Annotated in this window: 22 protein-coding genes and 1 pseudogene; 11 read left to right on the plus strand and 12 right to left on the minus strand. The window is 70.0% G+C overall.

The window, feature by feature from the left end:
* The first annotated feature begins 342 nt into the window (after positions 1–342).
* Both pstS and B8W69_RS13530 read left to right on the plus strand, forming a co-directional pair.
* Positions 343–1,449, plus strand: a complete 1,107-nt coding sequence (gene pstS, locus B8W69_RS13525) for a phosphate ABC transporter substrate-binding protein PstS (protein ID WP_085290310.1) — start codon at positions 343–345, stop codon at positions 1,447–1,449.
* A gap of 32 nt (positions 1,450–1,481) precedes the next feature.
* Positions 1,482–3,325: pseudogene (locus B8W69_RS13530) on the plus strand (serine/threonine-protein kinase PknD).
* A gap of 3 nt (positions 3,326–3,328) precedes the next feature.
* On the opposite strand, the gene B8W69_RS13535 reads toward B8W69_RS13530, so the two are convergent.
* On the minus strand, positions 3,329–4,522 hold the full coding sequence (locus B8W69_RS13535) for a CoA transferase (RefSeq protein ID WP_085290311.1): 1,194 nt from the start codon (positions 4,520–4,522) through the stop codon (positions 3,329–3,331).
* A 13-nt stretch (positions 4,523–4,535) separates the two neighbouring features.
* Positions 4,536–5,453 carry a class I SAM-dependent methyltransferase gene (locus B8W69_RS13540; RefSeq protein WP_085290312.1) on the minus strand — a complete coding sequence of 306 codons (918 nt, stop codon included), beginning with the start codon at positions 5,451–5,453 and terminating at the stop codon, positions 4,536–4,538.
* Between the two features lie 137 nt (positions 5,454–5,590).
* Between B8W69_RS13540 and B8W69_RS13545 the strand changes: the two genes are divergently transcribed.
* Positions 5,591–6,247, plus strand: a complete 657-nt coding sequence (locus B8W69_RS13545; RefSeq protein WP_085290313.1) for a cation diffusion facilitator family transporter — start codon at positions 5,591–5,593, stop codon at positions 6,245–6,247.
* Positions 6,248–6,251: 4 nt separating this feature from the next.
* On the opposite strand, the gene ctpC is transcribed toward B8W69_RS13545, so the two are convergent.
* The 4 genes from ctpC to B8W69_RS13565 all read right to left on the minus strand — a co-directional run bounded on the left by ctpC (position 6,252) and on the right by B8W69_RS13565 (position 11,085).
* Positions 6,252–8,492 (minus strand): manganese-exporting P-type ATPase CtpC, encoded by a 2,241-nt coding sequence (ctpC, locus tag B8W69_RS13550; RefSeq protein WP_085290314.1) that lies wholly within the window; start codon positions 8,490–8,492, stop codon positions 6,252–6,254.
* A gap of 10 nt (positions 8,493–8,502) precedes the next feature.
* Entirely contained in the window at positions 8,503–8,784 is a 282-nt protein-coding gene (locus tag B8W69_RS13555; protein WP_085290315.1) for a DUF1490 family protein, read from the minus strand.
* Positions 8,785–8,896: 112 nt separating this feature from the next.
* Entirely contained in the window at positions 8,897–9,625 is a 729-nt protein-coding gene (locus tag B8W69_RS13560; RefSeq protein WP_220084552.1) for a TIGR03089 family protein, read from the minus strand.
* On the minus strand, positions 9,613–11,085 hold the full coding sequence (locus B8W69_RS13565; protein WP_085290316.1) for an LCP family protein: 1,473 nt from the start codon (positions 11,083–11,085) through the stop codon (positions 9,613–9,615). Before B8W69_RS13565 ends, B8W69_RS13560 begins: the two co-directional genes overlap by 13 nt.
* A 98-nt stretch (positions 11,086–11,183) precedes the next feature.
* On the opposite strand from B8W69_RS13565, the gene rfbD reads away from it, so the two are divergent.
* Genes rfbD through manB form a run of 3 tightly spaced genes read left to right on the plus strand, consistent with a single transcriptional unit; the run spans position 11,184 to position 14,077 of the window.
* Positions 11,184–12,101, plus strand: coding sequence for a dTDP-4-dehydrorhamnose reductase (rfbD, locus tag B8W69_RS13570; RefSeq protein ID WP_085290317.1), 918 nt, complete (start codon positions 11,184–11,186; stop codon positions 12,099–12,101).
* A complete protein-coding gene (locus tag B8W69_RS13575; protein WP_110881923.1) occupies positions 12,055–12,984 on the plus strand; it encodes a glycosyltransferase family 2 protein in 930 nt (309 codons plus the stop codon). Before rfbD ends, B8W69_RS13575 begins: the two co-directional genes overlap by 47 nt.
* 1 nt (position 12,985) lies before the next feature.
* Complete coding sequence (gene manB, locus B8W69_RS13580) at positions 12,986–14,077, plus strand: mannose-1-phosphate guanylyltransferase ManB (RefSeq protein WP_085290319.1); 1,092 nt, start codon at positions 12,986–12,988, stop codon at positions 14,075–14,077.
* Here the strand turns inward: manB and B8W69_RS13585 are convergent.
* The 4 genes from B8W69_RS13585 to cofD are packed head-to-tail and all read right to left on the minus strand — an operon-like array spanning position 14,074 to position 18,607.
* The gene (locus B8W69_RS13585; protein WP_085290320.1) at positions 14,074–14,610 is read right to left on the minus strand and encodes an NUDIX hydrolase; all 537 of its coding nucleotides are present in this window, start codon (positions 14,608–14,610) and stop codon (positions 14,074–14,076) included. The two genes, manB and B8W69_RS13585, sit on opposite strands and share 4 nt — an antisense overlap.
* A complete protein-coding gene (locus B8W69_RS13590) occupies positions 14,607–16,193 on the minus strand; it encodes an Eco57I restriction-modification methylase domain-containing protein (protein ID WP_085290321.1) in 1,587 nt (528 codons plus the stop codon). Before B8W69_RS13590 ends, B8W69_RS13585 begins: the two co-directional genes overlap by 4 nt.
* A 10-nt stretch (positions 16,194–16,203) precedes the next feature.
* Complete coding sequence (locus B8W69_RS13595; RefSeq protein ID WP_085290322.1) at positions 16,204–17,556, minus strand: coenzyme F420-0:L-glutamate ligase; 1,353 nt, start codon at positions 17,554–17,556, stop codon at positions 16,204–16,206.
* 49 nt (positions 17,557–17,605) lie between these two features.
* The gene (cofD, locus tag B8W69_RS13600) at positions 17,606–18,607 is read right to left on the minus strand and encodes a 2-phospho-L-lactate transferase (RefSeq protein ID WP_085290323.1); all 1,002 of its coding nucleotides are present in this window, start codon (positions 18,605–18,607) and stop codon (positions 17,606–17,608) included.
* A gap of 389 nt (positions 18,608–18,996) precedes the next feature.
* On the opposite strand from cofD, the gene B8W69_RS13610 reads away from it, so the two are divergent.
* Positions 18,997–19,335 carry a WhiB family transcriptional regulator gene (locus B8W69_RS13610; protein ID WP_085290325.1) on the plus strand — a complete coding sequence of 113 codons (339 nt, stop codon included), beginning with the start codon at positions 18,997–18,999 and terminating at the stop codon, positions 19,333–19,335.
* A 69-nt stretch (positions 19,336–19,404) separates the two neighbouring features.
* Here the strand turns inward: B8W69_RS13610 and B8W69_RS13615 are convergent, their stop codons facing one another.
* Positions 19,405–19,827 carry a metallopeptidase family protein gene (locus B8W69_RS13615; RefSeq protein WP_065029840.1) on the minus strand — a complete coding sequence of 141 codons (423 nt, stop codon included), beginning with the start codon at positions 19,825–19,827 and terminating at the stop codon, positions 19,405–19,407.
* A gap of 188 nt (positions 19,828–20,015) precedes the next feature.
* On the opposite strand from B8W69_RS13615, the gene B8W69_RS13620 reads away from it, so the two are divergent.
* From B8W69_RS13620 to manA, 4 genes are all read left to right on the plus strand, one after another.
* Positions 20,016–20,459 carry a DUF3499 domain-containing protein gene (locus B8W69_RS13620; RefSeq protein WP_181447395.1) on the plus strand — a complete coding sequence of 148 codons (444 nt, stop codon included), beginning with the start codon at positions 20,016–20,018 and terminating at the stop codon, positions 20,457–20,459.
* A gap of 180 nt (positions 20,460–20,639) precedes the next feature.
* Positions 20,640–22,037, plus strand: a complete 1,398-nt coding sequence (locus B8W69_RS13625) for a phosphomannomutase/phosphoglucomutase (RefSeq protein ID WP_085290327.1) — start codon at positions 20,640–20,642, stop codon at positions 22,035–22,037.
* Positions 22,034–23,134 carry a TobH protein gene (locus tag B8W69_RS13630; RefSeq protein ID WP_085290328.1) on the plus strand — a complete coding sequence of 367 codons (1,101 nt, stop codon included), beginning with the start codon at positions 22,034–22,036 and terminating at the stop codon, positions 23,132–23,134. Before B8W69_RS13625 ends, B8W69_RS13630 begins: the two co-directional genes overlap by 4 nt.
* An 8-nt stretch (positions 23,135–23,142) precedes the next feature.
* Complete coding sequence (gene manA / locus B8W69_RS13635) at positions 23,143–24,369, plus strand: mannose-6-phosphate isomerase, class I (protein WP_085290329.1); 1,227 nt, start codon at positions 23,143–23,145, stop codon at positions 24,367–24,369.
* A gap of 1 nt (position 24,370) precedes the next feature.
* Here the strand turns inward: manA and B8W69_RS13640 are convergent, their stop codons facing one another.
* Complete coding sequence (locus B8W69_RS13640; protein WP_245843243.1) at positions 24,371–25,840, minus strand: FAD-dependent oxidoreductase; 1,470 nt, start codon at positions 25,838–25,840, stop codon at positions 24,371–24,373.

The raw sequence follows: 25,840 nt of genomic DNA on the forward strand, positions 1-25,840 counted from the left end.
TTGCCCCCAATTACTCTGCGCGAGAACGACTTATGAGCCCGCGCCCCGGAAATCACGTTGTCGATCTGATCGACCTACCATCAAGCTACGTCGTCGGCGACCGTCAAAAGCCGCGCGCGATCATCTCTAGACGACTTCAAAGGTGACACTCATCGTCACCTCATTTTCACAGTCCGGACTCACCTCACGCGCGGATCGCGCCCGATTCTCGTGCCGCCGTGCACCTCTCATCATCCTCAGGCGACCCGCTCATGCTGCTCCCATCTTCGAGGTCTTTCATGCATCCCAAGGGGGCTCCCGGGTGGCGGCACGTGTCCGCCGCCCCAGAACAAAGGAGTCTGCGTGAACGTTCATCGCGCAGGCGCTGTGCTCGTCCTCCTGGCCGCGGGCGCGCTTGCCCTGGGGGGATGCGGTAGTGCCACTCACGCCTCGTCGTCCAACTCCACCGCCGCGCCGGTGCAGTGCGGCGGCAAGAAGCAACTCAAAGGCAGCGGTGCGACCGCCCAGGAGAACGCGATGGAACAGTTCGTGTTCTCCTACGTCCACGCCTGCCCGGGTTACACACTGGATTACAACGCGAACGGTTCCGGCGCCGGCGTGACCGACTTCGTCAATGACGTGTCCGACCTGGCGGGGTCCGGCGATCCGCTGGATCCGTCCAAGGGCCAGGTCGACCGGGCGGCGCAGCGCTGCGGCTCGCCCGCGTGGGATTTGCCGACGGTGTTCGAACCCATCGCCATCACCTATAACCTCCCCGGAGTAAGCGGGCTGATCCTCGACGCGCCCACGCTGGCAAGGATTTTCAACGGCGGCATCAGCAGATGGGACGACCCCGCGATCAAGGCACTCAACCCGGGCACCAGCCTGCCGTCAACGTCCATCCATGTCTTCTACCGCAGCGACCAATCCGGTGACACGTCGAACTTCCAGCAATACCTGGTCGCCGCCGCGGGCAGTGCGTGGGGCAGGGGCGCGGGTCAGACGTTCCTCGGTGGCGTCGGAGACGGCGGTGTCGGGGACAACGGCACGTCGGCTCAGGTGCAAAGCACCGACGGGTCGATCACCTACAACGAGTGGTCGTTCGCGGTGGGCCGGCAGTTGACCATGGTCCAGGTCGTCACCTTGGCGGGCCCGGACCCGGTGCAGATCACCGTCGACTCGGTCAGCAAGACGATCGCCGGTGCCGCGTTCAAAGGACAGGGCAATGACCTGGTGGTGGACACGTCGTCGTTCTACAAGCCCACCCAGCCCGGCGCTTATCCCATAGTCGAGCCGACCTACGAGATCGTCTGCTCGAAATATCCGGATTCCGCGACCGGCGCGGCGGTAAAAGCGTTCATGCAGGCCGCAATTGGCCCCGGTCAAGTCGATCTGGATCAGTACGGTTCCATTCCCCTTCCCGCCGCGATCCAATCGAAGATTTCGGCGGCGGTGAATGCCATTTCTTGACGTGAGGAAGATTGGTGAAAGGAGCGACGACGGTGAACAGTACCGTTTCGCGGGTTGGCACGCGGTTTGGTCCCTATCAGCTGACGCGGCTGTTGGGCCGCGGCGGCATGGGGGAGGTCTACGAGGCCGAGGACACCCGAAAACACCGGATAGTCGCGTTGAAGTTGATCTCGCACCAATTCTCAACCGACGCAACGTTTCGCGCGCGGATGCAGCGCGAGGCCGACACCGCGGGACGGCTGACCGAGCCGCACATCGTGCCGATCCATGACTACGGCGACATCGACGGGCAGTTCTACGTCGAGATGCGCATGATCGACGGTGTTTCGTTGCGGACGCTGTTGACGCACTACGGTCCGCTGCCCGCGGCGCGAACGGTGGCCATCGTCAGGCAAATCGCCGCGGCGCTGGACGCCGCGCACGCATGCGGCATCACCCATCGTGACGTAAAGCCGGAAAACATCCTCATCACAGGCGAGGACTTCGCTTATCTGGTGGACTTCGGCATCGCCCGCGCCGCCACCGATCCCGGGCTGACCCAGGGCGGATTCGCACTGGGCACCTATAACTACATGGCTCCGGAACGCTTCACCGGTGACGAAGTCACTTACCGCTCCGACATTTACGCGTTGGCCGCGGTGCTGGGCGAGTGTTTGACCGGAGCGCCCGCCTTCAGCGCCGACAGCGTCGAGCGCTTGATCGCCGCGCACCTGCTCGAGCCCGCTCCACAGCCCAGCCGGCTGCGGCCGGACGTGTTCCGCCCGCCCTGGATGCCGTGATCGGCAAGGGTATGGCCAAGGTGCCAGCCGAACGGTATTGCACTGCAGGTGATTTGGCCGTCGCCGCACACGATGCTCTGTCCGTTCGCCAGCGGCACCAGGAAGAAACCGTGCTGCGGGACGCGAACTATCCCACCGCCGCGACGATGGCTCGCGTCATGCCCCGGGGCATCGGCGGTGTCCGAACGCGTCCCCCCGCACCCTCGCCGGCCCGGCGGCCCGGGCGAAAGCGCACCCGATGGATCCTGGCCGGCACCGCCGTGCTGCTGATCGTCGCCGTCGCACTGACGGGTTACCTGGGCACCCGCCCGTCATCGGCGTCCAGACAGCAGGCGTCCGGCCAGACCGAATTGCCGTTCAACGGCATCAATTTCCGGCTGTCCCCGGGTGGCATCACGCTGGACAAGGCCGGCGACGTGTACGTCACCAGCGAAGGCATGTACGGGCGGGTCGTTGAGTTGACGCCCGGGTCGAGCACCCCAACGGTTTTGCCGTTCAACGGTCTTTACCAGCCCCAGGGCCTGGCGGTGGACGGCTCCGGGGCGGTGTACGTCGCCGACTTCAACAACCGGGTGGTGAAGTTGGCGGCCGGGTCGAACAGTCAGACCGTGCTGCCGTTCGCCGGCCTCAACTATCCCGAAGGCGTCGCGGTCGACGCCCAGGGCAATGTCTACGTCGCCGACCGCGGCAATAACCGGGTGCTGAAGCTGGCGGCCGGGTCGAACAGCGCGACGGCGTTGCCGTTCACCGGCTTGAAGAATCCCGATGGCGTGGCCGTCGACCCGGCGGGCAACGTGTACGTCACCGACACCGACAACAACCGGGTGTTGATGTTGCCGGCGGGGTCGAGCGGCCAGACCGTGCTGCCGTTCAATGGCGTTGCCGCACCGTGGGGCATCGCGGTGAACAACGCCGGCGACGTCTTCGTCACCGAACATGACGGTAACCAGGTGGTCAAACTCCCGGCCGGTTCCAATACCGCGACCGTCCTGCCGTTCACCGGACTGAACACCCCGTTGGGGGTGGCGATCGACAAGGACCAGAACGCCTACGTCGCCGACCGCGGCAACGACCGGGTGGTCAAGCTGACGACGTGAGGCCTACGGCGCGGGCTGCGGTGCGCCCAGGTACTCCTCGGTGTGCTGGCCGAGGGCGGGCGGGGGTTCGGCGGCCGCGGCGTCGAAGCTGGAATAGCGTGCCGGGGTGCGGATTACCGTGACCTCGTCCGCGCCGTCGCCGACCGGGAGGGCGAGCTCGTTCTCGGCGAACAGCGCGGTGCCGACCACCTGCTTCCAGGTGTAGGCGTGACAGGCCATCAGGCCGCCTTCCTGGAGCAGCCGCACCCATTCGTCCGCGGTCTTGGCGGCCAGGGCCTTCTCGAGTTCCTCGGTGAGCTCGGGATAGTTCAGTGCCCGCGCGCGCTGGTCGGCGAACCGCTCGTCGTCGCGCATGTCGGGCCGGCCGATGATCTCGCACAGCTTGTCCCAGTGCTTGGGCACGTAGGCGCTGATCACCAGGTAGCCGTCGGCGGCCTTGAAGGCGTCCGACGGTTGGGTGGCAAAGCCAACACCCTTGCGCTTCTTGGGCTTTGGTGCCGCATCCGGCTTCGGGGCCTCGCTGGGCTTGTTGAGGTGGATGGTCAGCTGGCTGGCCTGCAGGCTGACCGCGACGTCATACATGGCGACCCGCACGACGTCGGCCACCCCGTGGCGTTCCCGGTTGAGCAGCGCGGCCAGCACGGCCTGGGCCAGCACGTGACCGCTGGCGGCGTCGACGAGCTGGAACGGGATGATCTGGGGTTTGCCGGTGGGCGTGGGCATTCCGGTGGTCATGCCCGATTCGGCGGCGACCATCAGGTCGACGCCCGGGCGGCTGCCCTCGGGTCCGTTGCCGCCGTAGGCGGACAGGCGCGCGTAGATCAGTCTGGGGTTGCGGGACTGCAGCTCGTCGGGGCCCAGGCCCATGCGCTCCATCACCCCGGGTCGAAATCCTTCCAGCACAACGTCGGCCGTATCGACCAGCCGCAGGATCTGCTGCTTGGCCTCGTCGCTGCGCAGGTCGGCCATCACCGACTTCTTGCCCCGGTTGTGGGGGAGGAACAGGGTGGCCAGCGGCGGGCGCCCGGGCAGGACCGCGGTGATGTGCCGGGCCGCCTCGCCGACGGGTGCCTCGACCTTGATCACCTCGGCGCCCAGGTCGGCCAGCACCTGACCGGCCATCGGCCCGGCGATGTTCTGGGTGAAGTCGAGCACCCGGAATCCGTCAAGTGGCTTGGCGGGCTTGCTGTTTGGCATCGTGTTTGCCTTCCTAAGAACCCGACGGGTGCAGCACCGCGGTGCAGTAGTAATTCTGCGCGAAGGGTGCATCGGGATCGGGCGACTGCAGCGGCAGGCCGTTGTTGGCCAGCATCTGGTTCAGCGGGGTGCGGACCGGCTGCCAGCCCCGCTGCTGCAGGTAGGTGGCCACGTCGTTGCGTTCGCCGGGGAAGCCCAGCTCGCCCAGGGCGATGTCGAGGCCGTTGCGCCGCCACTTCTCGCTCGCGGCGTTCAACGCCTCCCCGCTGACACCGGTATTGACGAAGACCTCGGCCACCAGCTGACTGCCGTCGGCCGACAGGGCGGTGATGTTGTCCAGCAACCGATCCTGAGCCTCGGGCGGCAGGAAGCCGACCAGGCCCTCGGCCGCCCAGGCGGCGGGCCTCCCGGTGTCGAAGCCGGCTTGCCGCAGCGCCGACGGCCAGTCGTGGCGCAGGTCGATCGGAACGTCGCGCACCGCGGCGGTGGGTTCGGCACCGAGCTCGGCGATGGTGGCCGCCTTGAACTCCAGCACCTGCGGCTGGTCGATCTCGAACACCGTGGTGCCCGGCGCCCACGGCAACCGGTAGGCGCGCGCGTCCAGGCCGGAGGCCAGGATGACCACCTGGTCGATGCCCGCGGCGCCCGCCTCGGCGAAGAACGCGTCGATGTAGCGGGTGCGGGCGGCCAGCATGTCGGTCATGCGTTGCATCCCCCACGGGGCGCCCGGCTCGTCGACGTCGGCGGAGGCGAGCTGGCCGGCCGCCCACCGGGTCATGAAGTCGACGCCGACCGCGCGCACCAGCGGCTCGGCGAACCGGTCGTCGATCAGCCCGTCCAGGGTGGCCCGGGCTCGCCCGGCGGCCACCATGGTGGCGGTCGCTCCCACGCTGGTCGCCAGATCCCAGGTGTCGTCGTCGGTGCGCGCCATGGAGGAAATCCCTTCCGGTCTACTGGTTAGCCACAATAATTACCAGCGTCAAGTGTCCCAGCGCGAGTGAGACACAGATCGGTCACGGCCGGGCGTTGCGGCCGCGGCCACCGCCGCGGCGCCGCTAGCCTCGCGCCATGACCACTTCGGTTGCCATCCAGCTCGAGTGCCGGGGCAGCGCGGCACACGACGCCGACTGGCAGCGCGGCGCCGGGTGGGCGCGGCGGCTGGCCTGGGTCAGCCTGGCCGTGGTGCTCGTCGAAGGCGTCGTCGGGCTGTGGCAGGGATTCGCGGTCGCCTCGGTCGCGCTGACCGGGTGGGCCCTGGGCGGCGCATCGGAGGCACTGGCCAGCGCCATGGTGGTGTGGCGGTTCAGCGGGTCGCGCGCCTTCTCCGCAACCGCCGAGCGACGCGCGCAGCGCGGCGTCGCGATGTCGTTCTGGCTGACCGCCCCGTACATCGCCGCCGAATCCATGCACGAGCTGACCGGAGGGCACCACGCCGAGACGTCGGTGATCGGCATCGGGCTGACTGCGCTCGCGCTGGTGCTCATGCCGGTGCTGGGCCGGGCCAACCACCGGTTGGGCACCCGATTGGGGTCCGGAGCCACCGAGGCCGAGGGGATCCAGAATTATCTGTGCGCCGCCCAGGCGGCCGGGGTGCTGGTCGGCCTCGCGATGACGGCGCTGTGGTCCGGCGCGTGGTGGGTCGACCCGGCCGTCGGGCTGGCCATCGCCGGCGTCGCGGTCTGGCAGGGCGTGCGCGCCTGGCGCGGCGAGGATTGCGGCTGCTGACCTTTCAGCCGGCGAGTTCGTCGTTCGACGTGCCGCGCGGCGCGTCCAGCCGGTAGCGGATCAGCCGCGAGCTGTTGGCCACCACCGCCACCGATGACGCGTTGTGCAGGATCGCGGCCAGCACGGGGGACAGGGCGCCGCCCGCGCCGATGATCAGCCCGGCGGCGTTGACGGCGATGGACATGCCGTAGTTCTCCCGGATGACGTCGACCGCGCGGGCGCCCAGGTCGCGCACGTCGAGCAGGCGGTGCAGGTCGTCGTTGGCCAGCGCCACGTCGGCGGTCTCGACGGCGACGTCGGTTCCGGCCAGCCCCATCGCGATCCCGATGTCGGCGGCGGCCAGCGCGGGCGCGTCGTTGATGCCGTCACCCACCATGCCGACGGTGTAGCCCTCGTCCTGCAGGTCGCGCACCGCCGCGAGCTTGTCCTCCGGCATCACCTCGGCGCGCCATTCGTCGATCCCGAGCTCGCCGGCCACCACCTCGGCGATGTCCGGGTGATCGCCGGTGAGCATGACGATGCGGCGAATACCGTTGGCGCGCAGCTTGTTCAGCACGTCGGAGGCCTCGGGGCGCACCTCGTCGCGCAGGCTGATCAATCCCACCAGCTTGCCGTCGACGGCCAGCAGCAGCGGGGTCTCGGCCTGGCGGCGCAGCCGGTCCACCCACTCCGACGCCTTCTTGGACACCCGCACGTTTTCGGCGCGCAGCAGTCCGGGGCTGCCCAGCAGCAAGGTCCGGCCGTCAGCCCAGGTCCGCATGCCCAAACCCACCAGGACCTCGCACTCCTCGTGCGGCGGGATGGTGATGTGCCGTTCCTCGGTGGACCGGATCACCGCCTCGGCCAGCGGGTGCCGGGAGTGGATCTCCGAGCTGGCCGCATACGCCAGCACCTGTTCGGGCTGCCAATCCTTGTGCAACGCAATGATATTGGTGACCACCGGACGTCCGACGGTCAGCGTGCCGGTCTTGTCGAACACGATCGCGTCCACCCGGCCGGCCTGCTCGAGGTGCGAGCCGCCCTTGATCAGGATGCCGCGGCGGGCGCCGTTGCCGATCGCCGCGCTGATCGCGGTGGGGGTGGCCAGGCCCACCGCGCACGGGCAGGCGATCAGCAGCATGGTCATCGCCCGGCGGACGTCGCCGGTGATCGCCAGCGTGATGGCGGAGACGATGAACGAGGTGGGAACGAAACGGCGGGAGAAGTTTTCGCCGACGGTCTGGATCGGCGCCCGGTCGTGCTGGGCCTCCTCGACCCGGGCGATGATGCGGCCGATGGTGGTCTGGTTGCCGACGGCGCGGGCCTGCACCACCAGGCGTCCGCGCACCACCACCGAACCGGCGTGCACGTGCGCGCCGACCAGCACGCTGACCGGCAGATTCTCCCCGGTGATCGCGGACTGGTTGACGATCGCCTCGCCGTCGACCACCTCGCCGTCGACCGGGATGGCGACGTGGTCGTGGACCACCACCTCGTCGCCGATCTGCACGGTGTCGATCGGCACCTGAACCTCGGTGCTGGCGCCGGGGGCCCCAGAAGGATCCGGGAGCCGGATCCAGGCCGTGTCCTGGCTGCCGCGCAGCAGCTCCGAGATGGCGCGGCGGGTCCGGCGCAACGTCAGATCCTGGAGGTACTCACCGATATTGAGCAACCACAGCACCGTGAGCGCGACGACGTTCTCCCGCAGCACCAGGCTCGCCACGGTCGCCGCCGACACCAGCGCGTCGGTGCCGGCCTTGCCGGAGCGCAGCGAGCGCAGCGCGCCGCGCAGGAACGGATACCCGGTGAACACGGTGACGCCGGTGGCGAACACCCGGCCGCTGGGTCCCAGCAGCGGCGGCCGCGCGAAGACGTAGCGGCGCACCCCGAGCAGGGCGAGCGCGGCGCCGCCGATGACCATGCGCAGCACGTCGGCGTTGCGGATCTCCGAGGAATGCGGCGCGCGGGCCGGGATCAGGTCGGCGGCGACGTGCAACGCCTCGCCGATGGCGGCCAGCACCGCGGAGCGGTCACAGCGCCGCGGCGAGTACCAGACGACGACCGATCCGGTTCGCGGGTAGGCGTGCACAACGCGCACGCCCTCACACTTGGCGACCGCCTCTTCGACCGCCACGGCGCGCCGGGAGCTGGCGCGCACCCAGTCGACGGCGACCCGCATGCGTCCGGCCGCATCCGAAACGACATGCAGCGCAGGGTCTTCGGTTCGCTCCTCGCCTGCGATGTCGGGGACTAGGGCGAGTTCCATATCGCTTCGATCAGTGCTCGTGGTCGTGGATGTCGGCGATCGAGGGGGTGGGCGCCTCCTCGCCGATGCGCTCGCGGGCCTCGGCCATGACGTCGGCCAGCTTGAGGCGCGCCGACTCGGCGGCCTCCTCGGCCTTGCGGGTGCCGCGCAGTCCGAGCTCGGCGCCCTTGACCGCGGTCTCGTGCAGCGGCGCCTTGGCCGCGGCCTTGCGCACCACCTCGTAGGCGGTCACGCCGACCAACCCGGTGACCACCGTGCCTGCCGCCTTCGCCAGGAGCCCGTACACCGCCATTGCCGCAACCTTCCTATCGTCTCAGCGTTAAGCCCATGCTTGCACGACGTTAACATCGAAATATAGCGATATCAATATGTATCGCGGACGTGGTTGTGCCGGTCGCCGGGCCTTACAGCACCCTGGTGACTTTCTCGGTCTCGATTCGGCGCTCTTGTCCGGCCGGGTCGGCGTTGGCCACCTGCACCAGCGAGCCGCCGACGGCCATGATCGCCAGCAGGCCGTCCACCAGTTCCGCGGGCTCCGACCACGACGCGCCGGACAGCACCCGGTCGCTCGACGTCAAACCCCTTGCCGCCGCGGAGCTTTGACAATCGGCCAGCACCTCGTCAACCGATCGCCCGGCCAGCGCCGGCCCCGGGCTCGGCTCGGGCACGATCTGATCACCGTGCACCCGCACCGCGGTCGCGTAGTCCGTCACGCCGATCGGCAGGTTGGGTGCCGGGCGGCCGAACGGATCCAGCGACAGCACCGCCACCTCACCCCCCGATACCGCCGCGCTTACGGCGACGTCCGCCTCGTCCAGTCGCTGCGCGGTGCACAGCGCGAGGTCGGCCGGGCCCGCCAGCACCGCCTCGGCACCGATCCACCACACCCCGAACAGCACGGCCGCCGTCTGCCAGTGCGCAGGCAACAGGATCGCCACCCGGCTGCTCGGTCCGGCGCCCAACTCGTCGCGCAGCAGGTTGCCCGTCTTGGCGGCCCAGTTGGCCAGCGTCACACCGGACAGTTCGATGCGCTCGCCGGTCGCGTCGTCGTAGTAGGTGATGCGCGGGCCCACCGGATCGGCCCGCAGCATCGGATCGAGGATGGCCCCGCTCAGCGTGCTCAGTTGATGCACTCCGGCTTGTCGGAGCCGGCGGTCAGGATCGGTGAGGGCGCGGGGACCCTGGGGTCGGCCGCCACAGCGCCTGCGGTGGACACCTTGGCGGGCACGATCTCCGCGCCGCCGGACAGGCCCGAGCCCGGACCGCTGTAGTCGTTGGCCAGCAGCACCCGCACCGCGCCCGGCGCAAGCGAGGTGTCGGCGACCACCGGCAGCCCACCCAATTCCTTGGAGACCTCCTTCGCCCCCAGGTCGTCGCTCTTGGCGGCGCGCACCTGGCTGGCCTTGACGTGGCCGCTGTCGTTATTGCCCACCGTACCCGTGGCAAACCCCTTGGAGCTCAACACGTCTGACACGGCCGAGGCCAGGCCGTTGATGTCGGTGTCGTTGAGCACGCTGGCGGTGGTCTTCGCCGGGGTGTACGCGATCTCCTCGGTCTTGCCCTGCTCCTGGTCGTGCAGCAGGCCAGCCACCCAGTCGGCCACCTGATGCGGATCCAGCCGCACCACGCTCTGCATGCCGTCGTCGCTCCAGCCAGCGCCGTCGAGCACCGGAATGGTGGCGAAGGCGACGTTGCCGCCGGCCAGCTTCTGCATCTGCTGCACGAAATCCATGACGTCCCAACCCGCGGAGATCACCACCGAGCGCTGGACGGCGGCCTCCAACCGCTTGACCGTGCTGGGGCTGGACAGCGTCTGGCCGGAGATGACCCGGTGGGCCAGCGAGGCCATCACCACCTGCTGGCGCACCACCCGGTCCAGGTCGCCGCGCGGCAGCTCGTGGCGCTGACGCACGAAGCTGAGCGCCTCGGGACCGTTGAGTCGCTGCGGGCCGGCCGGGAAGTCGGCACCCGAAAGTGGTTCGAACACCGGCTCCTTGAGGCAGACGTCGACACCGCCGAGGGCGTCGGTGATCAGCGAGAAGCCGAGCAGGCCGATCTCGGCGTAGTGGTCGACCGTGACGCCGGTGAGGTCGGCGACGGTCTTGATCAGCGCCTCGCGACCGGCCTCGGTGCCCTGCGCGGCGGCCTCGGTAGCGGAGGCACCGGCCTTGACCAGGGCGGTGCGCTTGGCCTCCCGGGTCTGGCCGTAGACGCCGTTGATCTTGGTCTTGCCCAGACCCGGGGCGGCGACGTAGGAGTCGCGGGGGATAGAGATCGCGGTGGCCGACTTCCCGTTGTTGGGGATGCGGATCAGGATGATCGTGTCGGTGTTGGTGGCTTCCTCGTCGCCGGCCTTCAGCGTGTCCAGTTCCTCCTGCGACAACGGGTTGCCGTGCGCATCGGTGCGGCTGTCCAGCCCGACCAGCAGGATGTCGATCGCGCCGTCGTCGCCGCCCTTGCCCAGCGAGGGCGCGGACATGTGAAAGATCCCGTCTTCGAAAGACCGGACGTTGCTCCACGCGATCCCGGTGCCGAGGACGACCGCGAGCGTCAGCGCGGTGGCGATCACACGAACCACACGTTCCACAGGCATCCCACTACATTACTTGCGACACAGGAGCTTCACGGGTAACGAAGCCCCGCGTGCCCCGGGCTTGGCCCCTGGATTTCGGGCCATGCCAAACTCGAACCATGTCGGGCAGGATTGTGATCGCCGGCGCCGGTGGGCAGCTGGGCGGCTATTTGACCTCGCTAACAGCACGTCAGGGCCGCGACGCCCTGTCGCTCACGTCGTCGCAGTGGGACATCACCGACCCCGCGGCCGCCGAGCGGATCGTGCAGCCCGGCGACGTGGTGATCAACTGCGCGGCCTACACCAACGTCGACGGCGCCGAGAGCGACGAGGCCGGCGCGTTCGCGGTCAACGAAACCGGCCCCGGGCACATCGCCCGCGCCTGCGCGCAGGCCGGCGCGCAGCTGGTCCACGTCTCCACCGACTACGTGTTCAACGGGGACTTCGGCGGCGCGGCGCCCCGGCCGTACGAGCCCACCGATCAAACCGCGCCGCAGAGTGTGTACGCCCGCAGCAAGGTCGCGGGGGAGCGGGCTGTGCTGGCGGCGCTGCCGGAGGCGGTCGTGGTCCGCACCGCCTGGGTCTACACCGGCGGCACCGGCAAGGACTTCGTCGCCGTCATGCGCCGGCTGGCCGCCGGGGACGGTCCGGTGGACGTGGTGCACGACCAGACCGGCTCCCCGACCTACGTCGGCGACCTGGCGGCCGCGCTGCTGCAGATCGTCGACGACGGTGTGCCCGGTCCAATCCTGCACGCCGCCAACGAGGGTGCGTGCTCGCGGTTCGAACAGGCCCGCGCCGTCTTCGAGGAGTGCGGCGCCGATCCGGAGCGGGTGCGACCGGTCACTACCGACCACTTCCCCCGCCCGGCACCCCGCCCGGCCTACTCCGCGCTGTCCAGCGGACAGTCCGTGGCGGCGGGAATGCGGCCGCTGAGGCCTTGGCGCCCTGCGCTTGTCGCGGCCCTGGCCGCCTCTCAAAGCAACGTTGATGGCGCTGTTGGGGCCGATCGACCGTTACCCTCTACGCGTGACTGACGTCCTGCCGGTCGTGACGGTGACCTACTCACCGGGCCCGCACCTGGAGCGCTTCCTGGCCTCGCTGTCGCTGGCCACCGAGCGAGAGGTGTGCGTGCTGCTGGCCGACAACGGCTCCACCGACGGCACCCCCGAGGCCGCCGTCGAGCGCTATCCCAACGTGCGGCTGTTCCACACCGGGGCCAACCTCGGCTACGGGACCGCGGTGAATCGCGCCGTCGCACGGCTGGACCCCGAGGACGACTGGGTCATCGTCGCCAACCCGGACGTGCAGTGGGGCCCGGGCAGCATCGACGAACTGCTGGACGCCGCGTCGCGCTGGCCGCGCGCCGGTGCGCTGGGCCCGCTGGTCCGCGATCCCGACGGGTCGGTGTATCCGTCGGCGCGGCACCTGCCCAGCCTGATCCGCGGCGGCATGCACGCGGTCGTCGGGCCGTTTTGGAAGCGCAACCCGTGGTCGGCGGCGTACCGCCAGGAGCGGCTGGAGCCCAGCGAGCGGCCGGTGGGCTGGCTGTCGGGGGCCTGCCTGCTGGTGCGTCGCTCGGCGTTCGGCCAGATCGGCGGGTTCGACGAGCGCTACTTCATGTACATGGAAGACGTCGACCTCGGCGACCGGCTCGGCAAGGCCGGCTGGCTGTCCGTCTACGTGCCGTCGGCGGAAGTGCTGCACCACAAGGGCCATTCCACCGGCGGGGATCCGGCCAACCACCTGGCCGCCCACCACAAGAGCACGTATATGTTCCTGGCCGACCGGCATTCCGGTTGGCTGCGCGCTCCGCTGCGCTGGACCCTGCGCGCCTCGCTGGCGGTGCGGTCCCGCCTGATGGTGCGCAGCGCGCTGCGCGCCTCCGGACGGCGGAAACTGGCAGAAGGGCGACACTGAGGTGGCAGATCTTTCGCGGGGTCCCGAAGTCGATGTGGTGATCCTGGTCGGCGGCAAGGGCACCCGGCTGCGGCCGCTGACCCTCTCGGCACCCAAGCCCATGCTGCCCACCGCGGGGCTGCCGTTCCTCACGCATCTGCTGTCGCGGGTCGCCGCGGCCGGCATCGAGCACGTCATCCTCAGCACGTCGTATCAGGCCGCGGTGTTCGAGGCGGAGTTCGGCGACGGCTCCAAACTCGGCCTGCAGATCGAATACGTCACCGAGGAGCATCCGCTGGGCACCGGCGGCGGCATCGCCAACGTCGCCGGGCACCTGCGGCACGACACCGTGATGGTGTTCAACGGCGATGTGCTCTCCGGGGCCGACCTGGGCCAGATGCTCGACTTCCACTCCGCCCAGCAGTCCGACGTCACCCTGCACCTGGTGCGGGTGGGTGACCCGCGGGCGTTCGGCTGCGTGACCACCGACGACAACGGTTGGGTCACCGCGTTCGTGGAGAAGACGCAGGACCCGCCGACCGACCAGATCAACGCCGGAACCTACGTCTTCTGCCGCCAGGTGATCGACCGGATTCCGCGCGGCCGGGAGGTCTCGGTGGAGCGTGAGGTGTTCCCCGCGCTGCTGTCCGACCCCGGCGTGAAGGTGTGCGGCTACGTCGACGCCAGCTACTGGCGCGACATGGGCACGCCCGAGGACTTCGTCCGCGGCTCGGCGGATCTGGTGCGCGGCATCGCCCCGTCGCCGGCGCTGCACGGCCACCGCGGCGAGCAGCTGGTGCACGACGGCGCCGCGGTGTCGCCGGGCGCGGTGCTGATTGGCGGCACGGTCGTCGGGCGGGGCGCTGAGATCGGTCCGGGCGTCCGGCTGGACGGCGCGGTGATCTTCGACGGCGTCAAGGTCGAGGCCGGCAGCGTGATCGAGCGCTCGATCATCGGCTTCGGCGCGCGCATCGGCCCGCGGGCGCTGATCCGCGACGGCGTGATCGGCGACGGCGCCGACATCGGGGCGCGCTGCGAGTTGCTGCGCGGCGCCCGGGTGTGGCCCGGTGTGTCGATTCCCGACGGCGGCATCCGCTACTCGTCTGACGTCTAGGCGCCCGTGGCCCGGGCGACCAGATAGGCCAGCGCGTGATCCGTCCCCTCCGGCAGTGCGTCAGCGGGCCACCAGCGCAGGTCCTCCGACTCGTCGCTGATCGCGATCTGCGCGCCGGCCGGCGCGTGCCCGACGAACTGCAGATCCAGATGGCGGGTCGGCACTCCCAGCGAGCAGGTCACCGGATGCACGTGCACCGCGGCCAGTCGGGGCTCGATGCGCAGCCCGTCGATCCCGGACTCCTCGGTGGCCTCGCGCAGCGCCGCCGCGAGGACGTCGGCGTCGTCATCGTCGCAATGGCCGCCAAGCTGCACCCACCGGCCCACGCGGGGATGCAGGGTCAGCAGCACCTGCTTGCCGGCGTGGTCGAGCACCAGCGCCGACGCGGTGACGTGGCCGGGTACGCACTCGCGCAGGCACGCGTCGGCGCGGGCGTGCACGAACGCGAGCACGGCGTGCCGCAAGGAATCCTGGGCCGGGTCGGGGGGCTCCCAGTCCGACAGCACGGCGATCGCCGATTCCCGAACGCTCATCGTGACGCCCGCCGTTTCCGCCGATCCCGCAATGACACCCACGCCGCGCGGCAGTCCGCCACCGCGTCGGCGGGCAAGCCCAGGCCGTCGATCAGTACGCGGCGGTCGACGACGTCGAGCGCCTTCTCGATTTCGTTGGCCTTCAGCAGCAGGTCCACATCGCAGGCGAGCTCGGCATCCGCGTGCGCCGGCGCGGGGATGGGCAGCTGCTCCGCCTCGCGGGGCTCGAGCTCCAGGACGCCGCCACCGTAGCTGCGGCCCATGATCTCGGCGAAGGCGAACGTCACGCTGTTGTGGAAGGCGGCGGCCAGCGCGGCCGATTCGACCCGCGCATCGGAGCGGGCGGTGAGGCGCACCCGGTGCACGGTGTCGGTGCTCGTGGCCGCGGCGGCGTTGACGGTCAGCCGCGGCGCCCGGTGGATCTGGCGCAGCAGGAACAGGTCGGGCACCCACAGCGACGGCGTGGCCCACCACGGCTTGCGGATGGAGCACTTGTAGCCGCGGTGCACCCCGGCGGCTTCGCCGGCGCGGATGTGGGCGATCAACGCTGGATCCGCCGGTTCGGGTGGCGCGTTGAGCAGCCAGCTGCGCTGCCCGGCGGCGAGATCGCTTGCGCGGCAATCGGTGTCGTAGACCAGCCCGGACAGCTGGGCGCTGCGCGAGACCAGCGGGACGCAGTGCGGCCGCAACCTCAGCTCGTCGGCTTGGGCGTCGGTGAACGTGAAGAAGGCGTTGCGCCCCGTCACGATGCCGACGTCGACCTCGGCGACCGATCCGAGCCGGGTCAGGCTGCCCGAGCTTCTGAGCGCCCGCAGCAGCCGGATCGCGGCGGGGTCCAGAAAGTACTTGGTCCACTTCTCGTCTTCGTGTAAGAGCGCCGGTGCCGATTCGACATCCAGGTCGGCCTCGGCCAGGGCGTCGGCGTCCCTGAGGTGGACGGTGCGGATGCGCGCGGGGCCGGTGCCGACGACACCGCAGAACAACACGACCTCCTGCAGGATGCCGTCGAACACCAGCCGCTCGAAGGTCAGCAGGGTGATGTCGCGGAACCGGCTCAGCAGGAAGTCGCGCAGCTGCGCGGCGTAGCCGACCTGTAGCAGCTCGGCCGGCAGCACCAGTCCCACCCGTCCGCCATCGCGCGCCAGCACGGTGCTCGCCACCACGAACGGCACCCACGCGTTGGTCAGCCGGGTGGGGCGCAGACCCTCGCGCCGCATCAGGTCCAGCGCCGGATCGCGCTGCTGCGACGACCAGTTGCCGAACCGGATGTAGGGCGGATTGCCCGCGACCCCGTCCCAGCCGCCGGCCTCGGCGGTGGCGAGCCAGGCGAACAGGCTCTCGGCGTCGACGGGCGCGAACCGGCGGGACTTGGCCGCCTCGGCGGCGTTCAGCTCGACGCCCCGGACCTGGTCGCTGAGGCGAGCCAGCTCGCGCAGGATGGCGCCGTCGCCGCAGGAGGGTTCGACAATCTTGGGTCCCGCCGCGCGGACCCAGGCGGCCAGGAAGCGGGCCACCGGCGCAGGGGTGTAGTAGCCGCCGCGGACTTTGTCGGCCGACGCCGTCGCTTTGCCCGCGAACTTCATGGGCTCAGTATTACTTGCGGATCAGCAGATCACCGGGGTCTGCCGGATCCCGCGACCCGCCCGGTTCGGCGGCATAACCGATGGCGATGGCGCCCAACGGCTCCCAGTCGGCGGGCAGTTCCAGCTCGGCGCGCACCAGGTCGGCGGCGAAGATCGTCGAGCCGATCCAGCAGCTGCCCAGCCCGCGTACGGCCAGCGCGACCAGCAGCGCCTGCACGGCCGCGCCGACCGCGACGGTGAACATGGTGTGCTCGGCGTCGGTGCGGGCGGCATCGGGATAGGCGTGGGCGCCGTCGGGCACCAGGATCGGGATGACGACTTCGGGCGCGTCGTAGAGGATCTGGCCGCGCGCCACCCGGCGGTCGATGGAGTCGGCGGGCCGGCCGTCACCGGCGAGGTCGGCGCGCCACTTGTCCTTCATGCGGTCCAGCAGCCGGGTCCGGGTGGCCGGTGTGCGCAGCCAGACGAACCGCACCGGGCGAGTGTGGTGCGGCGCCGGTGCGGTCAGTGCCTCGGCGACGGCGGCCTCCAGCAGATCGGCGGGCACAGGCTCGGCGCTGAACCGGCGCACCGATCGGCGCAGCAGCTGCGCCTCGCGCCGGCCCATCTCCAGCGCCTCGGCGGTGCCGAGCCAGAACAGGTCCTCGGTGCCCGGCCGCAGCAACTGCCGCGCGGTGGAGCCGTCGTCGGTCACGGACAGGCCGCGCACCACCGCCACCGGCATCGCGGTCAGTTTGCCCTTGACCAGATCGGCGGCCGCGGCGATCTCGTCGGCGATCGCGACCTCGGTGACCAGCAGCTCGTTGCCGTGCTGATCGACGGCCCCTGAATAGCCGTGCAGCACAGCCAGACCCGCCGCACCCACGGCCGCGTCAGTCTGGCCGTTGCGCCACGCGCGGCCCATCGTGTCGGTGATGACGACGGCGACCTCGACGCCGAGCCGCTCGCGCAGCCCAGCGCGCAGCGCCGCGGCGCTGCCGTCCGGGTCGACCGGGAGCAGCGCCAGTTCGTCGCGGCCGACGTTGGATCCGTCCACGCCCGCGGCGGCCTGCACCAGGCCGATCCGGTTCTCGGTGATCAGGGTTCGGCCTTTGCGGGCGAGCACCCGGACGGCTTCGTCGTCGACCAGCTTGCGCCTCAGTTCGTCGCGCTGCTCGGGATCCCGCGGCGCCGGCACCAGCCGTCCCTCACACTTGGACACCGCCTTGCTGGTGACCACGACGACGTCACCGTCGCGCAGCCACGGCGCGGCCGCGGCGACGGTCGCGCCCAGATCGTCGCCTGGCCGGAACTCGGGCAGCCCGGGGACGGGCAGAATTTCGATGGCGGCGGCGCTGCCGTGCTCGCCGGGCGGAGAACTCATCGGCGCCGCTCCTTCGCATCGCTTCGCTCTGCATCGTCGCCGCCGCGCGTCACGGGCTCACCCCCGCCAGGTCCAGCCCGACCCGGACCATCTCGGCCGTCGCCGCCGGGTCGGTCATCACCAGCGGCACCGAGCGCACCTCGACGCCGTCGATGTCGGCTCGGTCGTCCTCGCTCACCAGCCAGCCGTCCAGGATGCCGGTGTCGCGGCGCGCGCCGTAGTGGCGGCCGACCGCTTCGGCGGTCGAGTCGACCCCGATCACGGATAGGCAGGCATCGGCCATGCCGCGCAAAGGCTTTCCACCGATGATCGGCGAGTAGCCGACGATCGGTGCGCGCGCCGCGCGCAACGCACCGCGGATGCCGGGCACGGCCAGGATGGCGCCGACGCTCACCACCGGGTTCGACGGAGCCAGCAGGATCACGTCGGCCTGCGCGATGGCCGCCGTGGCATCAGTTGTGGCGGCCGCGTTTTCGGCGCCGACGAAGGCGAAGCTGTGGGTGGGCACCTGGGCCCGGTAGCGGACCCACCACTCCTGGAAGTGAATGGCCCGCCGGCTGCCGTCGTCGGGATCGGTTATCACCACGTGGGTCTCGCACCGGTCGTCGCTGGCGGGCAGCAGCCGCGCGCCGGGTTGCCAGCGGTCACACAGCGCGGTGGTGATCTGCGACAGGGGGTAGCCGGCGTTGAGCATCTGGGTGCGCACCAGGTGGGTGCCCAGGTCACGGTCGCCGAGCCCGAACCAGTCCGGCTGCACGCCGTAGCGCGCCAATTCCTCTTTGGCGTGCCAAGTTTCGTTGCGGTGCCCCCACCCTCGCTCCGGATCTACACCTCCACCTAAGGTGTACATGCAGGTGTCCAAATCGGGGCAGACGCGCAGTCCGTGGATCCAGGCGTCATCGCCAATGTTGACGATCGCCGTCAGCTCGTGACTGCCGGCCTCCGCGTCCGGGTGCCGTTGCGATTGAAATTGACCGAGCCCGAACAGCTGTTGAACCCCCAGCAGGAAGCGGGCGCCGCCAACCCCACCGACCAGAACGGTGACCTTCACATTGCACGACAGTACTGCCCGGCCGCAGTCCTGTGACGGGCCCATTGGGGGTGCCTCAAAGTTGCGGTTCCCCAGCGGTTGTGGGCGACTTGTGGGAAAGTTGAGGGCCCTGTGATCGACACGCCGAAGGCTCAAAACAACAGAAACGCCGAAATTCGATCACGAGATGGTATGGAAATGCGCCGAAGTGCTTGACCCGGCAGATCAACCCGTGTCTAATCACAACAGTGTCATTTCCCGGTTGGCCGGCCGACTCCGGTGTCGCAGACCGAGATTCGATCACTTGTTCGAATTGTCTGTACATCAGAACAGTGGGAAACCAATCACACTCTCTCAATCAAGCTGAGGAGGCGGACGACCGTATGTCTTACGAAACTTTTCGAGGCGCCATGGCGAGCACGCCGCACACCGACATCGACCCGGCGCTGGACCGCCCCGCTCGGCCGCATTTGACCGTGGTTCCTGATGCGCCAATCGCTTTCGAGCCCGAGCCCCTGCCGGAGCCGGCCGCCGACCAGTGGCAGGATCGGGCGCTCTGCGCCCAGACCGACCCCGAGGCCTTCTTCCCGGAAAAGGGTGGTTCCACCCGCGAGGCGAAGAAGATCTGCCTGGGTTGCGAGGTGCGTCATGAGTGCCTCGACTACGCCCTCGAGCACGACGAGCGCTTCGGTATCTGGGGCGGTTTGTCCGAACGTGAGCGCCGCCGCCTCAAGCGCGGCATAATCTGACGCACGCTGATCGCAATGCGCGCTGAGTGTTAAGCCTCCAGCATTCGACGCGCAACGCGCAAGCGAAAGTTATTCGTCGTCGATCGTCGGATCGATGACCGACGGCTCAACGTCGAGGTAGATGGCGACCTGAGCCACCAAGATTTCGTGCAGCAGGTCACCGAGTTCGACGGTGTCTTTAGCCCGTCGCTCAATTGGCTTGCGGAACAACACAATTCGCGCCCGCGTGGAGTTGCCGCGGATGTCGACCCCGGCCGGGATCAATCGCGCCAGCGGGATCGGCCCGTCGGCGATCACCTCGGGTGGCCACTGCACACTGTCGGGATCCTTGGCCGAGATGCGCGGAATCTCGTCGACCGCCACGTCCAGTTCGGCCAGCCGGTCCTGCCAGCTCCGCTCGATGGGTTCGTAGGCCTCCAGCACCGCCATGTCGAACCGCTCGGCGCGGCTACGCCACCCCGGCACGGTCGGGGGCAACAGCGGGCCGCGCATATCGCGACCCCTGCGGAAGAGTCGATGGGTAGCGGCTCGCCGCGGAGCCGAACCGTCGGAAAACCGATCTCTTCGCGGGGAGCTGCGCGAATCACCCACGCGCCGATGGTAACGGTTGCACATCGAGGGCCCGGGAGTTGCGCGTGTCCGGCGCTTCGGCGGCGTTTGCGCACGATAGCCTTTCGAGCGTGAACGTTCCCCGTCGCTGTTGCCGGCCCGGGTGCCCGCACTACGCCGTGGCGACCCTGACGTTCGTCTATTCGGACTCGACGGCAGTCGTCGGTCCGTTGGCGACCGCGCGGGAACCGCATTCCTGGGATTTGTGCGTCAACCATGCCGGCCGGATCACCGCGCCCCGCGGGTGGGAGCTGGTGCGCCACGCCGGGCCTCTCCTTTCGGAGCCCGCCCATCCTGACGAGGACGACTTGGTCGCCCTGGCCGACGCGGTGCGCGAGGGCGGCGATCGCGGCGCGCCGTACGCGGCGACGCCGGTGAACGGCTTCGCCGACGCGCACATCCATCACGGCGGGTCCCAGGCCACCGCGCCCAGCAGCAGCCTGCTGGCACCGCCCGAGCACCGCTCCGGGCGGCGCCGCGGACATCTGCGCGTGTTGCCCGATCCCAGTGACTAGCCCTGATGGTGGTGACCCGCTGCGCCCGGCTCCGCCGCGCTTGCGATCGCCACTAGCCCTGATGGTGGCGACCCGCCGTCCTGACCGGCCCGACGCGAAATCCTCACGCACCGCCGGGGCTCCAGTTCTCCGTGGCCCGATAGGCTGACGGCCAAGAGTTCACGTCGTCAGGAGTCCCGCATGTCTCGGCCCGCCGCGACTGTCCACCGTGTCGTCAAGGCTTACGACGTGCGTGGGCTAGTCGGCGAAGAGCTCGACCAGCCGCTGGTCACCGATCTCGGCGCAGCCTTCGCCAAACTCATGCGCGGCGAGGGCGCGCGACAGGTCGTGATCGGCCACGACATGCGCGACAGTTCGCCCACGCTGGCCGCCGCGTTCGCCGCCGGGGTGACCGGCCAGGGTCTGGACGTGGTGCGCATCGGTCTGGCGTCCACCGATCAGCTCTACTTCGCCTCCGGGCTGCTGGACTGCCCCGGCGCCATGTTCACCGCGAGCCACAACCCGGCTGCCTATAACGGCATCAAGCTGTGCCGGGCGGGGGCCAAACCCGTTGGCGCCGAGACCGGCCTGCGCGTCGTCGCCGATGACGTGATCGCCGGCGTCGAGGGCTACGACGGGGAACCGGGCAGCGTGAGCGATCGCGACGTGTTGGCCGACTACGGACAGTTCCTGCGGTCGCTGGTGAACACCTCCGGGCTGCGCCCGCTACGGGTGGCCGTGGACGCCGGCAACGGCATGGCCGGTCTGACCACGCCCGCCGTTCTCGGCGCGATCGACTCGATCACGTTGGAGCCGTTGTACTTCGAGCTCGACGGCTCGTTTCCCAATCACGAGGCCAACCCGCTCGACCCCGCCAACCTGGTGGACCTGCAGGCCTATGTGCGCGAGACCGGCGCCGACATCGGGCTGGCCTTCGACGGCGACGCCGACCGCTGCTTCGTGGTCGACGAACGCGGCAATCCCGTGTCGCCGTCGACGGTGACCAGCCTGGTGGCCGCCCGCGAGCTGGGCCGCGAGATCGGCGCGACGATCATCCACAACGTGATCACCTCGCGCGCGGTGCCCGAACTCGTCGCCGAGCGCGGCGGCACTCCGCTGCGGTCCCGGGTGGGGCACTCCTATATCAAGGCGCTGATGGCCGACACCGGCGCAATCTTCGGCGGTGAGCATTCGGCGCACTACTACTTCCGCGACTTCTGGGGCGCCGACTCCGGGATGCTGGCGGCGCTGTACGTGCTGGCCGCGCTCGGCGAGCAGGACCGCCCGCTGTCGGAGGTGACCGCGGACTACCAGCGCTACGAATCGTCCGGCGAAATCAACTTCACGGTTTCCGACGCCGGGCAGTGCACCGAGGCGGTGTTGAAGTCGTTCGGCACCCGGATTCACTCCCTCGATCACGTGGACGGGGTGACGGCCGACCTGGGCGACGGCAGCTGGTTCAACCTGCGCAGCTCGAACACCGAGCCGTTGCTGCGGCTCAACGTGGAGGCCCGCACGGCCGAGGACGTGGCCGCGGTCGTCGCCCAGATCAGTGCCGAAATCGCCACGACGACCTCGGGCGTGAAGGCCGCGCCGTGAACGCCATCCGGTCGATCGACCTCGAGGACACCGAGGGCTTGTTGGCGGCCGACCGCGACGGCCTGCTGCGGGCCGCGTCGTCGGCCGGTGCCCAGGTCCGTGCGGTGGCCGCCGCGGTCGACGAGGGTGCGCTGGACCCGCTGCGCGCCGACGACCGTCCGCGCAGCGTCATCTGGGTGGCGGGGCGCGGTACCGCCGACACCGCCGGGACCATGCTGGCCGCGACCATGGGTGGAACCGCCTCGCAGCCCTTCACCCTCGCCGACGAGGCGCCGCCGTGGGTGGGTCCGCTCGATGTGCTGGTCGTCGCGGGCGGCGAAGCGGGTGATCCCGCGCTGGTCACCGCGGCCGCGACCGGGTTGCGCCGGGGCGCCCGGGTGGTGGTGGCGGCGCCGTACGAGGGCCCGTTGCGGGACGCCACCGCCGGGCGCGCCGCGGTGCTGGCGCCCCGGCTGTCGGTTTCCGACGAGTTCGGCCTGTCCCGGTACCTGGCCGCCGGGCTGGCCGTCGTGCACGCCGTGGATTCGCGACCAAAGGTCGACCTGGCGGTGCTCGCCGACGAGCTGGACGCCGAGGCGCTGCGCAACAGCGCCACCCGCGAGCTGTTCACCAACCCGGCCAAGCTGCTGGCCGCGCGGATCACCGAGCGTCAGGTGGCGCTGGCCGGCGACGGGGCCGCGACGCTCGCGCTGGCCCGGCACGGCAGCTCGGTGCTGTTGCGGGTCGCGAACCAGGTGACCCCGGCTGCCGGGCTGGCGGACGCGTTGGTCGCCCTGCGCGCCGCGGCGTCGGACGGCTTCGAGGATCCCGACGCCGCCCTCTTCCACGACGAAGAGATCGACGGACCGCTGCCGCAACGGTTGCGGGTGCTGGCCGTGGTCCTGGCGGCCGAGCAGGCGGGGGTATCCGCCCGGACCGCCGGGCTGGACAACGTGTACCTGCTCGCTGCTGAGGACGTGCCCGACGGACCCGGCGGCTCGGCCGGCTACGGCGTGTCGCCTGCGCTGGGGGGCCCCGGCAACCGTGAGCAGCAACTGGCAGTATTGGCCGTCCGGCTGGAAATGGCCGCGGTTTATATGCGACTGGTGCGGGGATAGATACAACAGTGGAACTGCTTCGCGGTGCCTTGAGAACGTACGCCTGGGGTTCGCGTACTGCGATCGCCGAATTCACCGAGCGTCCGGTGCCGGCGGCGCATCCCGAGGCCGAGCTCTGGTTCGGGGCGCACCCCGGCGATCCGGCGTGGCTGGAGACGGACAACGGCGAAATCTCGTTGCTCGAGGCGTTGGGTGACGACCCGGAGGGACAGCTCGGGCGGGTGTCGCGGGCGCGGTTCGGCGACGTGCTGCCGTTCCTGGTGAAGGTGCTGGCCGCCGACGAGCCGCTGTCCCTGCAGGCCCACCCGAGCGCCGCGCAGGCGGCCGAGGGGTACATGCGGGAGGAGCGGGTCGGCATCCCGCTGAACTCGCCGGTGCGCAACTACCGCGACATGTCGCACAAGCCCGAGCTGCTGGTCGCGCTGCACCCGTTCGAGGCGCTGGCCGGATTCCGGCAGGCCTCGCGCACCGTCGAGCTGCTGCGGGCCCTGGCCGTCTCCGACCTCGACCCCTACATCGATCTGCTGAACGACCAGTCCGACGCCGACGGTCTGCGCGCGCTGTTCACCACCTGGATCACCGCCCCGCAGCCCGACATCGACGTGCTGGTGACCGCCGTGCTGGACGGCGCCATCGCCTACCTCAGTTCGGGCGCGACCGAATTCGCCGCCGAGGCCAAGACGGTGCTCGAGCTCGGCGAACGCTATCCCGGTGACGCGGGCGTCCTGGCGGCACTGCTGCTGAACCGCGTCGGCCTGGCGCCCGGCGAGGCCATCTTCGTCTCCGCCGGAAACCTGCACACCTACCTGCGGGGCTTCGCGGTGGAGGTGATGGCCAACTCCGACAACGTCTTGCGTGGTGGCCTGACCCCCAAGCACGTCGACGTGCCCGAGCTGTTGCGGGTGCTGGACTTCGCGCCCACCACCGAGGAGCAGCTACGGCCGCGCATCCGCCGCGAGGGCTTAGGACTGATCTATGAGACCCCGGCCGACGAGTTCGCCGTCGCGCTGCTGGAGCTCGACGACGAGTACGTCGGCCACGAGGTGGACGCGACGTGCAGCCACGAGGGTCCGCAGATCCTGTTGTGCAGCCAGGGTTCCACGACGGTGTACGGCAAGTCCGGTTCGCTGACGCTGAAGCGGGGGACGGCCGCCTGGGTGGCCGCCGACGACACCCCGATCCGGCTGGTCGCGCACGAACCCACCAAGCTGTTCAGGGCGACTGTTGGGCTGTGAGCTAGGCCTGGCGGTGACGACCCGCTTCGCCCGGCTCGTGCCGAGTGCGGCGACCCGCAGCGCCCGGCTTCGCCGCGCTTGCGATCGCCGCGGCCGGGCTTGCGATCGCCACGGCCCGCCGCCGTTTGGCGGCGTCGCGCCGTTCGCTCAGCCATAGCCGCAGGTTGTGCGCCATCGCTCGGCCGATGATCCGCGGCGGCGGAACCATGTAGAGGCTGTCGAGCAGCGAGAACCGTCGCAGGAACCATTCCGCCAGAACGGGCTCGGTCTCCGCGGCGCCCAGGAATTGATCGAACAGTGCCCCCGACGGCCGCCACCACCAGGGGATCGGCCCCTTGGTGCCGGCACGGTGAAACGTGACGTCGCCGATCGCGTTCATCATCCACACCGGGAAGGTGCTCTTGGCGGTGGCCCGATTCAGCTCCGCGGCAACCCGATCGTCGGGGAACTGCAGCGCGCGGCGCAGGTGCCCGGCCTGTAGCGAGGTCATCGTCATGCCCTGGCCGTAGGTGGGATTGAAGCTGGCCACCGCGTCGCCGAAGGCGATGATGCCGGCCGGCAGGCGCTCCAGCTTGTCGTAGCGCCGCCACTTGCTCGCCGGGAAGGCGTGAAACGCCGGTTCGCCCAACGGCTGGGCCCGCGACAGCGCCGCGTGGAAGTGGGCCGGCAGCATGTGCCGGGCCAGCTCCAGCATCTCCGGAAAGGTCCTCGGCGGTTTGGCGTTTGCCACGCCGAACGTGGTCAACACCCAGGTGCCGTCCTCGTAGCACAGCATGCCCAGCCCCAGCGACTGGTCGTGCGAGGCCCCGGCGACCACCACCTTCTCCGCGACCAGCCCGTCGGGGATGGCGAACCGCTGGGTGGCGTAATGGATGCCGATGTCCAGGGCTTGTTCGACCGGGCGCTCGAATCCCCAATCCGTCAGCCACGCCGGCAGCCGCGTCCCGCGGCCGGCCGCGTCGACGACGAGGTCCGCAGCGACGAACTCCGGGTCGTCGCCGTCGGGGCCGTCGGAATCCAGCAGCACGCCGGTCACCCGTTGCCGCTCGCGGTCGAACCGCGGCTCGGCCACCGAGCGGCGCGCCACGCTGACGTTGTCGAGGTCGCGAACCCGTTTGCGCAACTGCCATTCCAGCTGCGGGCGGCTGGGCACATAGGCGGTGAACTCGTCGCGCAGGGTCTGCCCGGTGCCCAGCACGTGGCCCGCGGCGCCCAGGTGGATGCAGTCGGGCCGATTCTGGAGTTTGAGCACGCCGGCGGCCACCATGTCGTCCAGCAGGCCGGGGAAAAGGTCCTCGAATTCGATGGCGCCGCGGGCCATCAGCATGTGCAGGTGCCGATCCTGGGGCACCGTCGCCCGGTTGGCCGGTTTGGCCGGTAACTCGTCGCGCTCGTACACCGTCACCCGCGAATACGAATCCGAAAGCACCCGCGCGGCGCAAAGACCAGCGATGCTCCCGCCGATGACCAC

The sequence above is a fragment of the Mycolicibacterium vulneris genome (genome assembly GCF_002104765.1).
In the GTDB taxonomy this organism is placed as follows: domain Bacteria; phylum Actinomycetota; class Actinomycetes; order Mycobacteriales; family Mycobacteriaceae; genus Mycobacterium; species Mycobacterium vulneris.